At 66.5% G+C, this 12,413-nt stretch carries 12 protein-coding genes; 5 read left to right on the forward strand and 7 right to left on the reverse strand.

Translation table 11 applies throughout. The annotated features are described in order from the left end of the window. Nucleotides 1–128: 128 nt before the first annotated feature. From R5W23_RS23600 to R5W23_RS23620, 5 genes are all read right to left on the reverse strand, one after another. Entirely contained in the window at nucleotides 129–1,712 is a 1,584-nt protein-coding gene (locus R5W23_RS23600) for a DHA2 family efflux MFS transporter permease subunit (RefSeq protein WP_320688428.1), read from the reverse strand. After that, the gene (locus R5W23_RS23605) at nucleotides 1,709–3,061 is read right to left on the reverse strand and encodes an HlyD family secretion protein (protein WP_320688429.1); all 1,353 of its coding nucleotides are present in this window, start codon (nucleotides 3,059–3,061) and stop codon (nucleotides 1,709–1,711) included. Before R5W23_RS23605 ends, R5W23_RS23600 begins: the two co-directional genes overlap by 4 nt. 567 nt (nucleotides 3,062–3,628) lie before the next feature. After that, complete coding sequence (locus R5W23_RS23610; RefSeq protein ID WP_320688430.1) at nucleotides 3,629–4,525, reverse strand: prepilin-type N-terminal cleavage/methylation domain-containing protein; 897 nt, start codon at nucleotides 4,523–4,525, stop codon at nucleotides 3,629–3,631. Between the two features lie 129 nt (nucleotides 4,526–4,654). Then, entirely contained in the window at nucleotides 4,655–4,810 is a 156-nt protein-coding gene (locus tag R5W23_RS23615) for a hypothetical protein (protein WP_320688431.1), read from the reverse strand. Nucleotides 4,811–5,748: 938 nt separating this feature from the next. Beyond that, complete coding sequence (locus R5W23_RS23620; protein WP_261184840.1) at nucleotides 5,749–6,153, reverse strand: hypothetical protein; 405 nt, start codon at nucleotides 6,151–6,153, stop codon at nucleotides 5,749–5,751. Nucleotides 6,154–6,494: 341 nt separating this feature from the next. Here R5W23_RS23620 and tuf point away from each other — a divergent pair, with 341 nt between their 5' ends. The 5 genes from tuf (at nucleotide 6,495) to R5W23_RS23645 (ending at nucleotide 10,782) form a co-directional block, all read left to right on the forward strand. Further along, complete coding sequence (gene tuf, locus R5W23_RS23625; protein WP_320688432.1) at nucleotides 6,495–7,676, forward strand: elongation factor Tu; 1,182 nt, start codon at nucleotides 6,495–6,497, stop codon at nucleotides 7,674–7,676. A 178-nt stretch (nucleotides 7,677–7,854) separates the two neighbouring features. Beyond that, entirely contained in the window at nucleotides 7,855–8,688 is an 834-nt protein-coding gene (locus tag R5W23_RS23630; protein ID WP_320688433.1) for a hypothetical protein, read from the forward strand. Nucleotides 8,689–8,696: 8 nt separating this feature from the next. Then, a complete protein-coding gene (locus R5W23_RS23635; RefSeq protein WP_320688434.1) occupies nucleotides 8,697–9,239 on the forward strand; it encodes a hypothetical protein in 543 nt (180 codons plus the stop codon). Continuing rightward, on the forward strand, nucleotides 9,236–10,042 hold the full coding sequence (locus R5W23_RS23640; RefSeq protein ID WP_320688435.1) for an ADP-ribosylglycohydrolase family protein: 807 nt from the start codon (nucleotides 9,236–9,238) through the stop codon (nucleotides 10,040–10,042). The genes R5W23_RS23635 and R5W23_RS23640 overlap by 4 nt, the downstream gene beginning before the upstream one ends. Next, entirely contained in the window at nucleotides 10,039–10,782 is a 744-nt protein-coding gene (locus tag R5W23_RS23645; RefSeq protein ID WP_320688436.1) for a dienelactone hydrolase family protein, read from the forward strand. The genes R5W23_RS23640 and R5W23_RS23645 overlap by 4 nt, the downstream gene beginning before the upstream one ends. A 163-nt stretch (nucleotides 10,783–10,945) precedes the next feature. On the opposite strand, the gene R5W23_RS23650 is transcribed toward R5W23_RS23645, so the two are convergent. Together R5W23_RS23650 and R5W23_RS23655 are read right to left on the reverse strand one after the other, a co-directional pair. Beyond that, nucleotides 10,946–11,239, reverse strand: coding sequence for a hypothetical protein (locus R5W23_RS23650; protein WP_261184846.1), 294 nt, complete (start codon nucleotides 11,237–11,239; stop codon nucleotides 10,946–10,948). Nucleotides 11,240–11,397: 158 nt separating this feature from the next. Then, complete coding sequence (locus R5W23_RS23655) at nucleotides 11,398–12,396, reverse strand: N-acetylmuramidase domain-containing protein (protein WP_320688437.1); 999 nt, start codon at nucleotides 12,394–12,396, stop codon at nucleotides 11,398–11,400. Nucleotides 12,397–12,413: the final 17 nt, after the last annotated feature.

Raw genomic sequence — 12,413 nt, forward strand, 5'->3', positions numbered from 1 at the left:
CAGTCGGTGCTATCGGACCGGAACCGGTCGCGCGTTCGAGAGGAGTGCCCCCCCTGCCCCGCCCGCAGGGCGCGGGCAGGGGGGGCGAACAGAATCACGGCTGTGGAACGTCGGAACCGGATGTGGAATCACTCGGCCGCAAGGTGCGCGCCCTTCTCGGCAACGGAGCGGCGCATCAGCAGGGCGAGCCCGATCAGCGCGACGGCGACCACCGCGAACACCCAGAACACGTCGAAGTACGCCAGCGATAAGGCCTGCTGTTGGCGGAGGTTCTCGACGAGCTGGTAGCTCATGGCGTCCGCGCCGACCGAATCGCCCGTCAGCGGTTGGAGGCTCGACCGCAGCCCCGTCAGGAAGTCCCGGAGGTTCGGGTTCAGCGGGTCCAGGTAGTCGTTCAGGCGTTCCAGATGGAACTGCACCCGCCGCTCCCGGATCGTCTGGGCCAGCGACGTGCCCACGCTCCCGCCCTCGTTCCGAACCAAGCTGAACAGCCCGACCGCCGCCCCGCGCAGGTGTAGCGGAATGTTCTGGTACACGGCCACGTTCAGCGGGGTGACCAGCAGCGCCAGCCCGGCGATCGTAATGACACGCGGCCACACCACGTCCCACGGCCCGATGTCCAGGTTCATCCGGCTCAGCCAGTAGTTCCCGGCCGCCATGAGCGTGAGGCCGGTCACCACCAGCAACCGCGCGTCGGTCCCGCGGCCGAGGAGGAACGCCACGATCGGCAGCAGGGCGATGGCCGCCACGCCCGCCGGCGACAGGACCAGCCCCGAGTGCGTGGCGTCGTACCCGAACAGGGTCTGGAGCAGCGCGGGCAGCGAGTTCGTTTGGCCGTACAGGACGGCGTACGCGCACCCGATGGCGACCGCCCCGACCGCAAAGTTGCGATCCGCCAGCGGGCGGAAATCGACGAGCGGGTGCGGGCGGCGCAACTCCCACACCACCAGCCCCGCCAGCCCCGCGACGAACAGGGCGCTCAGCACCTGGACCCGGTAAAACGGGTCGCCGAACCAGTCCCACTCCTGCCCCTTGCTGAGCACGACCTCCCAGCTCGCCATCACGACCACCAGCAGGCCCAGACCGATCCCATCGAACCCCGACCGGTGTTTCCGCCCCTCCGCGCGCTGCTCGATCAGGTACGGCGGGTCTTCAACCAATGCGGCACACGCGGCCAGCGCGAGGAGCCCGACGGGAACGTTGATGAAGAAGATCCAGCGCCACGAATAGTTGTCGGTGATGTACCCACCGAGCGTCGGGCCGATCACCGGGGCCACCAGGGCGGCGATCGCGAAGACGGTCAGCCCCTGCCCCTGCTTCTCTTTCGGGAACGCATCGAGCAGGATGCCCTGCGTGCCCGGCTGCAACCCGCCGCCGAACAGCCCCTGCAAGATCCGGCACAGCACCAGTTGATCGAGGCTCGTCGCCAGCCCGCACAGCAGCGAGCTGAGGGTGAACCCGGCCACCGACGCAAGGAAGTAGTTGCGCCGGCCGAACCGGGCCATCAGCCACCCCGACATCGGCAGGACGATTGCGTTCGCCGCCAGGTAGCTGGTAATCACCCACTCGCTGTCCACCTCGGCCGCGGACAACCCACCGGCCATGTACCGCAACGCGACGTTGGCAATGGTGGTGTCGAGCACCTCCATGAACGTCGGGATCACGACCGCCACCGCCACGAGCCAGTGGTTCACCTTCCGCGGCGCACTCATGGCCGTGCCCCCGCCGCTTGCAGCCGCTTGCCCGCGTTCGGCCCCGTCGGCGCTTCCTTGACGTACACGTGGGGCGTAACCGACAGCCCGGCGTACAGCGTGTCGCCTTCCGGGTCGTAGTCTTCCAGCTCGACCCGGACCGGGAGCCGCTGCACGACCTTGACGAAGTTGCCGGTCGCGTTCTGTGCCGGCAGCAGGGCGAGAGTCGAGCCGGTCCCGTAGGTGAACCCGGTGACCCGCCCCCGGAACACCCGCCGGCTCCCGTAGGCGTCGGCGAACACCTCCACCCGCTGGCCGATCCGGAGTTCCGCGAGCTGGGTCTCCTTGAAGTTGGCGTCGATCCAGATTTCGGTGAGCGACCGCACCGCCATCAACTGCTGACCGGCCTGCACGTTGTTCCCCGGGTTCACGTTCCGCCGGGTCACCACGCCATCGATCTCGGCCAGCACCCGGCAGTACCGCCGGTTGAGTTCGGCCTGATCGAGGTCCCGCTTGGCCTGGAGCACCTTCGCCTCGGCTTGCTTCACCGCCGGCGCCTCGGGGACCAGCGCGGCGAAGATCCGGTCCACGTCGCCCTTCGCGTCCCGCGCGCGGAACTCCTCGATCACCTGCGTCGGCGTCGCCTCGGACTTCGAGAGCGGGAGACCCACCTGCGCGGCGATGTGGGTCATGTCGGCCACCGCCTGCCGGACGGTCGAGAACGTCTGGTTCAGCCCGGCCGGAACGTCGGTCAGCGCCCCGCCGTCCGGGGGCAGCGGGGGGAGCCCGAGGCCGACCCGGACCTCGTACACCTCCTGCGTCGCCTGCTTGACCTGCGCCTCCGCCACCCCGACGGCCTCGACCGCGGCGTCGTACACCTGCTTGCTCTCCGCCCCGCGGGCGAGCGTCTCTTTGAACCGGGCGAGGTCCGATTTCGCGCGTGCGAGGGTCGCATCTTTGCTGCGGAGCGCGGCCACCCGGGCGTTCAGCAGGGCGATTTGGTTGTCAACCTGTTCGATCGCGGTCTGGAGCTTCCACCGCTGGCTCCGGAGTTGGGCCAGTTGCCCCCGCACCTCGGACTCGGTCGCCCGTTTATCGGCCTCGGCCGCCGCGAGCGCGGCCTGCTTGATGTTGACCTGGACCTGATACGGTTCCGGGTCCAGTTCAACGAGAACGTCCCCGGCCTTGACCCGGGCGTTGTCGTCCACCAGAACCCGGAGCACCTGCCCGGGCACGCGCGGGGCGACGAACGTCACGTGCCCGTTCACGTAGGCGTCGTCGGTGGAAACCGTGTCCATCGCCGCGCGAACGGCCGGAACGGCGAACACGACCGCGGCTACCAGGGCCGCGAGAACCACGACGCCGAGCACGACCCGTTTCCAGCCCCTCCGCGCCCCGGGTCCGCCCGGCCCCGCGGCGGCCCCTCCGGCCGCCGCGGTCGGGGAACCGTTTGATCCGCTCTCCGGAGATCCGGCACTTGCACTCATGACTGCCTCATAGGATCTGCCATCACGTCAATCGCCCGACCGGATGTCACGTGCGCGTTCACCGACGGCGTTCCCAGCCCGTTGTAGGTCCGGAACGACCATTTGTGAACCACACGTGGTCCCGGCAGAGGCACCACACGCAATCGCAACCGCATTACGTGAAACGACCTACAGCCGATCCGTCACGTGGTAACGAGACGATCCATTAGCAAGCCGCGCGCCATACCCGAAAAACAGCTTGAACGACCGCGAACTGAGTGTTAAACGTGAACCGATGGGCTTCCGGCGGTGGGTCGCTTCGTGCCAAAGTGGCACCTGCCGGACGACACAAGCACCGTGCGGCGCGGGCTTATGGAGAAAACGAAGCGGCCCCGGGTTCATCACCTGGGGCCGCTACCGTGTCTGCTGAACGCCGACAACTTGATCCTGGCAAAGCAACAACCGAAAACGTCACCAATCGTTTCTCAGAACCTCTCCACCGGCAGGGGACACCATACCCCAGAAGGTAGCGGCGTCGATACTGACGCGAAGCAGGTTCACGCTTCCGTCGAGCCGTGCGACCATCAGCCCTTCCGGCAGCAGCGCCTGCGGAACGCGGTAATCGCAATCGATCATCAGCGGCAGCACTTGAAACGTTTTGACATGCAGCTCACCTCGTTTCGAAACGCCGGGGGGTACCGCATCCCCCATCGGATCATCGGCGAAGGAACTCGTGTGCAGAGAGATGTCTGGCGCCGTCCAGCAAGGTATGACCTTGCTGCCGCTGGGGAGCACGAACGTGTGGCAGATCGGGTTCGGCCCCCACGTGAACGGCGTTGAACCGCAGCGCGCGTAATGCGTGGTCATGGCAAGCGTTTGCGACGTGCCATCCGGTACGGACGCGGTCAGTGTCGCGCCGCGGTTAAAAACCATGTGATTGAACGCGTAGCTCGAATCCCCCGACTGCTCTTGGTTATCACCGACAACTCGGATCGGCGTGAACGGCATGCCCCGGGAGTTTGAGAAACTCGGGTCGAACTCGCTCTGGATCTGAACGGGCCGCCACGGCTTCCCGTCGAGCGTCGTAGGCGGTTCGCCGAAATTCCCCATCTCGAGATAAGGAATGAGTGACTGAAACAGTGACTCACCCTGGGACGGCGCGACCCCGAGGGTGTTGGGGAGTTGCCCGCCGTGCGCGTCGGCGAACGAGTGGCAAGCCAAGGCGAACTGGCGAAATTTGTTCCCCTCGCGGATTCGCCCCGCGGCCTGCCGCACCTTTTGCACCGCAGGCAGCAAGAGGCCGATCAATGTCGCGATAATCAGCACCGCAATTATCAGCTCAATCAGCGTGAATCCGTTACGCTTCATTGCATCTGCCTCCTTGGCATCTCGGACCAGTCACCCGAAGCGAGTACCGCGTGTAGCCGAGCACAAAGACAAGCGGCGGAAGGGCCAGCAACAGAGGGCCAGCTCGACGCGCCCGAATGTCCGCCGTGCCTACCCCTTGTTCAGCACCAGGTCCACGACCCAGCACCCGCGCACGTGCTGTCCCGGCCCGCGGCAGTGGTCCAGGATGTCGGCGCGGTCGCACCCGGCGTCCTGGAGCGCGTCCGCCAGAATCGGCATCGCGCTGAAGTCGCGGGACTCATACATGCCCGCGGCGATCGCAACGGCGGTGCCAGTACGCCACTGCGGGGCCAGAGCCGCCGTGCGGCCACGCAGGCCGAAAACGCATTCGACAAGCCGGGCGCATTCTTCGCGGGACCGTACAGCCTGTGCCAGCCGGAGCGCGGCATGGGCTCCCGCCCAGGGAAACACCGACGCCATTATCAAGGCGACCCGAGCCTCCGCCTGGGACGAGGCGAACTGAAGCTCCTCGTGCGCGTCAAGCGCCGACTCGGCCGCTGCCAAGCCCAATGAAGCGTGCGTTTGCTCAGCGCGGGCCTCGGTCTCGGCGAGCAGCGCGTCTAAGTCGTCGCTCGGCGTGCAACAGACACAGCGGCAGCAGGCGACGGCGAAGAGTAACAGTCTCCGGTCAGTATGATTTGGCTGAATGCAGTCGAGCACGTCCAGCGGGTCAAGGCCGGCCAGCCGATCCCGTTGGGATTGTTCCGCCCGTGGGAGCAATTCCGGTCGCCGCTGCACAAGTGCCGCACGCCGGGCCTCGGCGTCCTCGTCCCACGGCCGATCGCGTAACACGGCCTCGTAGGCTACGAGTGCGTCGTCCCACTGCCCGGCTCGCTCGGCACCCCACGCACGGGTGATCACATCGTCCCGTGTCGGCGTCAAGAGTCGGTAGCGCACGGCAAAGGGGCGAACCAGACACCACACACACCACCCGGCTGAGTACACAGTGCAGGCGACGACCAGACCGACAAACACCAGCGCCATCAGAGTAGCCCCGCCCACGCCCCGCCCTCCCCTCGCGATCGGCATGACCAATCCGCGCCCGCTCGCGCTCCCAGCGAAGCCGTTTGCCCCGCTAATCACCGCCTTCGCTTCCCTTCCTTGCTCCCAGCTTGTCGCGGCTCCCAAGACCGTGCGGCCCTGCCGAGTCCTGAAATGTGGCGCCTGGGTTCCGCGGTGGCGAGTCACACAGTCGAGACAACCAGCCGGATGGCTTCCTTCTCGGGAATGCCCGCGACCTCGGCCACAACGGGGTAGAGTTGGAGGACATCCCACCCGGTAGCACCCCGCAGGAACTTCACAGCTTCTTGAAGGTCCATTCCGCTACCGAGTGCAGTACGCAAGGCGATTTTGACTTCATCACGAAACGGACCGGTCGGCACGTCTTGAACGCGCTCCGCCAACCTGCGCCAACCCAGCGCGCGCAGAATCGGAGTGGCCACGCCACTCAAACCAACCACGAGCAACGCGGCTAGCATCAGCCACGGGTTCGGCGATGGGGCGACGACAGCGCTCAGGAACACCCCACCGCACAGGCCCCGAACGTAAAGCAGTCTGGCGCCCCATCTTGTCAGGTCGCTCGGGTTCATGTCCGTCTCCGCTTCGACAAGGACTCGCACTCAGCATGACCGATCCGAACCCACTCGCCAAGGCTCAATAAACTAGTTCGCCCTTGTGGACGACAAACACCCCGGACATCTACCTTGTGCGGTTTCGCTTCGTTAACTGGTTCCGGTCCCGCAAGCGAACAGTATCACGCTCGCACCGGGAGCGAACCTGTTTCCGCGCGGCGTGTCCGTCTTGTGCCAGTCGGCACCGCCGGCGGCCCCGCTCTGGATTCACTCGTTGTGAAAAAAAGGCCGCACCTGCGGCCGGGCGTGGGAAGCCGGCTCACCGCAGTCGCTCGTTGCGGCTGAGGAGCTTCAGTACCATGCAGCCACGCAAGGTTCACGTCAACGTCGGCACCATCGGCCACATCGACCACGGCAAGACCACCCTGACCGCCGCGATCCTCGCGGTGCAGGCCCACAAGGGCCTCGCGGAGCCCAAGAAGTACGCCGACATCGCCAAGGGCGGCACCCGGCGCGACGAGACCAAAACGGTCACCATCGCCGCGGCGCACGTGCGCTACGAGACCGACACGCGCACCTACGCGCACACCGACTGCCCGGGCCACGCGGACTACGTGAAGAACATGATCACCGGGGCCTCGCAGATGGACGGCGCAGTGCTGCTCATCTCGGCCGTGGACGGCCCGATGCCGCAGACCCGCGAGCACGTCCTGCTGGCCCGGCAGGTGGGCATCGAGCACCTGGTCGTGTTCGTCAACAAGGTCGATCTGGTGAGCGACACGGAGCTACTCGACCTGATCGAACTCGAGACCCGCGACCTGCTCACGCGGTACGGGTTCGCCGGCGACGCGGTGCCGTTCGTCCGCGGCAACGCGAAGGGCGCGCTCGACCACCCCGGCGACCCGGCGTTCTCGGCGTGCATTACGGAGCTGATGGACGCGCTCGACGCGCACGTCCCGGCCCCGGTGCGCTTGGTCGATAAGCCGCTCCTCCTCGCGGTGGAAGGGGTCTACTCGATCGAGGGGCTGGGCACGGTCGTGACGGGCCTCATCGAGCAGGGCAAGGTGGCCGCGGGCGACAAGGTCGAACTCCTCGGCTCGGGCGACGCCGTGGAAACGGTGGTCACCGGGGTGGAGGCGTTCCACCGCCCGCTGGCCGTGGCCGAGGCGGGGCTGAACGTCGGGGTGCGGTTGCGCGGCGTGAAGGCGGACCAGGTGCAGCGCGGGCACGTGCTGGTCGCGCCGAAGTCGATCCGCCCGCGGGCGAGGTTCCGCGCCGAGGTGTACGCGCTGCGGAAGGACGAGGGGGGCCGGCACACCCCGTTCTTCAGCGGGTACAAGCCGCAGTTCTTCCTGCGGACCACGGACGTGACCGGCGTGGTCACGATGCCCGCCGGCGTTGAGATGGTGATGCCCGGCGACAACGCCCGCGTCGAAGTGAACCTCGACCGGCCGATCGCCCTGGAGGCGGGCAGCCGGTTCGCGATCCGCGAGGGCGGCAAGACCGTCGGCAGCGGGGTCGTGAGCGAGGTGCTGGAGTAAAAAACCGTCGCGGGGCGCGGGCGAAGCTCGCGCCCCGCGACATTTTCCCCGAGCGTGACATTCTCCCCCCGCCCGGCTACCCTGAGCACCTCACCGACACGAGGGCTCGTCCCTCGCACGCCCAAGCACCGCCCCGCGAGTCATGCGAGTCACGTTTCTATTCTGGAACGTTCGGCAATTGCGCGGGAGCCGTCTCCCGGCGTGCCTGGCGCGACTCGCCGGACAGGAGATCGACGTTTTCCTGTTCGCCGAGTGCCCGACGGACGCGGCGCCGGTGCTCGCAGCGCTGAACAACCAGACCACGAACCGGTACGCCGCCGTCACGAGCCAAAGCGCGCGCGTCCGCTTCTTTGTCCGTCAAACCGGTCCGTTAACCGGGGCCACCTGGCACGACCGCTTTTTTGACGGCGTCAGCGACCGCATCACCGCGTTAGAATGCCAACCGAGAGGCGCGCTGAGTTTTCTGGTGATCGGGGCGCACCTCGATTCGCCGTACCCGATGCTGTCCGCCGACGGTCGCGCGGAGTGGGCGAGGGATGTGGCCCGGGACGTGCGCACCGTCGAAACCGACATCGGCCACGCGCGAACGCTCCTCGTCGGCGACCTGAACATGAACCCGTTCGAGGGCGGACTCGTGCAAACCACCGCGTTGCACGCGGTCATGAGCCGCCATCTCGCGGATGTCGTGGTGAGGCACTCGGCCCGTGACGGGTTTCCGGTGTTTTACAACCCGATGTGGTCGTGCTTCGGCGACCGGCCCGCGAACCGGATTCAGCCGCGCGGGCGCCGGCGGCCACCGGGAACCTACTACCTCGACACCACAAAGGACCGCGCCAACGCGTTCTGGCAAATGCTCGATCAGGTTCTCTTGCGTCCCGCGCTGATGGACCAGTTAACGCACCTGGAGATCGTTGAGGGCGACGGAGCTGAGTCCTTCGTCAGCGAGGAAGGCAAGCCGCGAGCAAACGTGATCAGCGATCATCTACCGATCCGGTTTGAGATCAACCTGTGAGGCCCGTCATGGCGACCAACGAATCGGACCTCTGGCCAGCCGATCTTGTCGTGGATGTGTTGTCGCCCACGATGATTTTGAACGAGCAAGCGGAAGCGCTGGCGAAGCGAACGCAGGGCATTGTGCGAGGCGAAATTTACCCCGGTAACGCCGGTCAATTCGAGCAACTCATTTTCGATCTGGTGGCACCGGCGGTGGGGGTTCGGCAGCGCATCCTGAACGTCCGCTTTGCACACGACTTTCCCTACCCGGTGGTGCTGCTCGCCAAACCGTTTGACTTCAAAGACGATTCCGGTTGGCCACACGCGCAAGCGGCACCCGCCCGCAATTGGAACCTCTCCAATGATGAGGTGTACCTGAGCCGCCTTGCGCACTCGCCCGCCGAGATGCGAGACTTGCTCAAACTCGTGTTCAACGCGCCACAAACGAGGGCGATGCTGTTCTCACTGATCGCGCGAAGTAACGAAGTGACCGGTCCGCCGCAGCGTCCCGGAACCGAAACGAAAGCACCCATCGAATCAAGCCCTGACCAATTGGAGCCCACGCCATGATCGGTGCGATCGTCGGTGACGTGATCGGCTCGGTTCACGAGGGCTCCGGCACGAAGACTAAGGAGTTCCCGCTGTTCGTCGAGGACAGCCGGTTCACCGACGACACCGTGCTGACGGTCGCGGTGGCGGAAAAGCTGCTCCACGGCGGCGAATACGTCAACCGGTTCCACCGGTATTTCCACCTGTACCCGTTGGCGGGGTTCGGCGGCACGTTCATCCGCTGGGCCGGGACGTTCGAGCGCGAGCCGTACAACAGTTGGGGCAACGGCTCGGCCATGCGGGTGTCGCCCGTCGGGATCGCGTTCGACACGCTCGAAGACGTGATGCGCCACGCCCGAGAAAGCGCCGACGCGACCCACAACCACCCGGAAGGGGTGCGGGGCGCACAGGCGACCGCCGTCGCCGTGTTCCTGGCCCGCACCGGAACGTCGAAAGACGAGATCCGCTCGCACATCGAATCGGAGTTCAGTTACGACCTGAGCGCCCGGCTCGACGACATCCGCCCGGCGTACACGTTCGACGTGTCGTGTCAGGGGTCGGTGCCGCAGTCGCTCGTCGCGTTCCTCGAATCGGAGAGCTACGAGGACGCGGTTCGCAACGCGATCTCGCTCGGCGGCGACGCCGACACGATGGCCGCCATCGCCGGGGCAGTCGCGGAAGCGTTTTACGGCGGGGTGCCGGAACAGATCGCCGCGCCGGCGCTGGAGCGGCTCGACGGCCGGCTCCGGGCGATCGTGAACGAGTTCAGCCGCGTGTTCGGACATAAGATCTGGCACAAACCGCCCCGGAAAACGCACTCATGATCGTGACCGACTCCGTGCTCGACATCGACACCCCCACCGGGCCGATGCGGACGTACTTCTACGCCCCCACCGAACCGGGCCGCCCGCCCGCGCCGCGCCCGGGGCTGGTGCTGTACTCCGAGATCTTCCAGCAGACCCCGCCGGTCCGCCGGCTGGCGCTCAACTTCGCCAGTGTGGGTTATCTGGTCGCGGTGCCAGAGGTGTACCACGCCCACGAACCGGCCGGGTGCGTGCTCGGGTACGACGACGGCGGCAAGAACCGCGGCAACGCCCTCAAGCAGATCATCCCGATGAGCGACTTCGACGCGGACGCCCGCGCCGCGGTGGACGCCCTCAAGGCGCACCCGGGCTGCACGGGAAGCGTCGGGGCGGTGGGCATCTGCCTCGGCGGGCACCTCGCCTTTCGCGCCGCGCTGCTACCCGATGTGAAGGCCGCGGCGTGCTTCTACCCGACGGACATTCACTCCGGCACGCTGGGCAAAGGCGGAAGCGATTCGCTCGCGCGGGCGAAGGACGTGCGGGGCGAGTTACTGATGGTGTTCGGCCGGCAGGACCCGCACGTTCCGCGCGAGGGGCGGCGGCTGATCTACGATACGCTCACGGACGCCGGCGTGTGGTTCACCTGGCACGAGTTCAACGCCGCGCACGCGTTCCTGCGCGACGAAGGGGAGCGGTACGACCCGAGCGCGGCACGTTCCGCACTCGGACTCGCCACCGACCTATTCCGGCGAGCCCTGTGATTCGGCTTTGAGGTGTTTGTGTCGGTAAACCGCGCCGTTCCGGCGCGGTCCACAAGAATCAGATCAGTTCGCTAGCGCGTCGGCCCACACCCACCCGGGGCAGGAGCAAGGAGCCCCCGACCCGCCGTCCGTTTTAGGTGCGGTCGCGCGATGCGCCGCGGGTTCACCGGCTCCGCCCGGCCTCCGGCTCGGCCCGCTTCAAGTCATACTCGTATTCGCCGTACTCGGCCGCGTGCTTGCCCTTCTCCGTCAGGGCGTAGGTGGCGTCGAACGGTTCGTCCTCGGACCCGGCCATGCGCTCCAACAGTCCTTCGTTCACCAGCGCGGTCAGGAACGTGCCGTCCTTGGTGTTGCGGGTCGGGGCCAGCCGGAGCGCGCGGCCGGTCAGGGGCTTCTTGCTGCGCTTGGCGGTACGGAGCACTTGCCACGTGAAGTGGGACGTAGGGCGGACGGGCACAGGAATTCTCCCTGCGAGGCGTAAAAGAATGGGTTGTAACGAACGCGAGTCAGACAGTGGACCAGAGCGAGTTATAGACGACTTTAACTCCCGACCGCTCTGAGGGCAAGGGACAGATGCCGGAACACTTCTTTTTTTCCCGACACGCCCCCGCCATTTCACCCGCCGAGCGTTTTTCCCCGCGTCACCTTCGTGTACGCTTCGGCCGCGTCCTTGATGAGCCGCCCGTACTCCGCCTCCTTCCCGCGCCCGTTGTAGCACCCCGCGAACAGCGTAAAGTCGTTCTCCTTTAGCCCCTTCAGACAGTTCGGGTGCGTCTTGATGAACGCGATGATGCCGTCCAACTGGGGTCCGATGCCCCGGTCGAACGCCTTCACCATCTCTTCGACAGTCGCGTACCCGACCGTTTTGTGGTTAAAGCCCATGATCTGCCCGGCGCCGTAACTCGCGGATTTCAGCGCCGCGGGTTTGTCCAGCGTCTGCGCGAACTCCAGCACCTCCCACTCGCCGGCCTGATTTTTGTGCTCATCGACCCACGGGCCGGCGGCGGTTTTGCGCCACTGGTGCCCGAGCCAGCCCTTGTCGGGGTTGAACTTGAAGTGCGCGTCGAACGTGTCCTTGTGCGCCTTCCCCCACTGGCCCCAGAACGTATGGTTCTCGAACCGGACGATGGTTCGCCCGTCCGGCCCGAACCCGCGCCCGCCGGACTCGACCTTCAGCACCGCCGCCAGCGCCGCGGGCGACGCCCCCAGTTCCTTGGCCCGGTCGAACAGGTATTTGCCGCGGGCGTTGTAAATCGACCCCATCACCGCATCGATGCCTTTGAGCGTCTCGGTATCGACCTCGTCGCCCGGGGCCATCGCGGGGTCGAACTCCTTCGGGCTGCCGAGGTTCGTTTTCGCGGTCCAGCCGTACACCGTTTTCGCCCCGCCGCTCTGCTGCACCTTCGCGTAAACCTTCCCGTCAACCGTTTTCTCTTCGAGCACCGTAACACGACCGCCATACGGAGCGCGTTTACCGCTTGGCGCGAGTTTGGGCGGGTCCGTGCGAATCTGCGCGTCCATCCCAATGACGGCGAACTCCGGGGACGGATCCGCCCCCGCAGCGGACGCGCACACCCCCGCCAGAACCGCACCGAGCAAAAGGAACCGACTCATCCGCCCGTCTCCTGTTG

It is taken from the genome of Gemmata algarum, assembly GCF_034097035.1.
Taxonomy (GTDB): domain Bacteria; phylum Planctomycetota; class Planctomycetia; order Gemmatales; family Gemmataceae; genus Gemmata; species Gemmata algarum.

Coding starts and splice junctions, on each gene's coding strand:
- R5W23_RS23600 (WP_320688428.1), bottom strand. CDS start 1,712: ATGAGTGCGCCGCGGAAGGTGAACCACTGGCTCGTGGCGGTGGCGGTC.
- R5W23_RS23610 (WP_320688430.1), bottom strand. CDS start 4,525: ATGAAGCGTAACGGATTCACGCTGATTGAGCTGATAATTGCGGTGCTG.
- R5W23_RS23615 (WP_320688431.1), bottom strand. CDS start 4,810: ATGTATGAGTCCCGCGACTTCAGCGCGATGCCGATTCTGGCGGACGCG.
- R5W23_RS23620 (WP_261184840.1), bottom strand. CDS start 6,153: ATGAACCCGAGCGACCTGACAAGATGGGGCGCCAGACTGCTTTACGTT.
- tuf (WP_320688432.1), top strand. CDS start 6,495: ATGCAGCCACGCAAGGTTCACGTCAACGTCGGCACCATCGGCCACATC.
- R5W23_RS23635 (WP_320688434.1), top strand. CDS start 8,697: ATGGCGACCAACGAATCGGACCTCTGGCCAGCCGATCTTGTCGTGGAT.
- R5W23_RS23640 (WP_320688435.1), top strand. CDS start 9,236: ATGATCGGTGCGATCGTCGGTGACGTGATCGGCTCGGTTCACGAGGGC.
- R5W23_RS23645 (WP_320688436.1), top strand. CDS start 10,039: ATGATCGTGACCGACTCCGTGCTCGACATCGACACCCCCACCGGGCCG.
- R5W23_RS23655 (WP_320688437.1), bottom strand. CDS start 12,396: ATGAGTCGGTTCCTTTTGCTCGGTGCGGTTCTGGCGGGGGTGTGCGCG.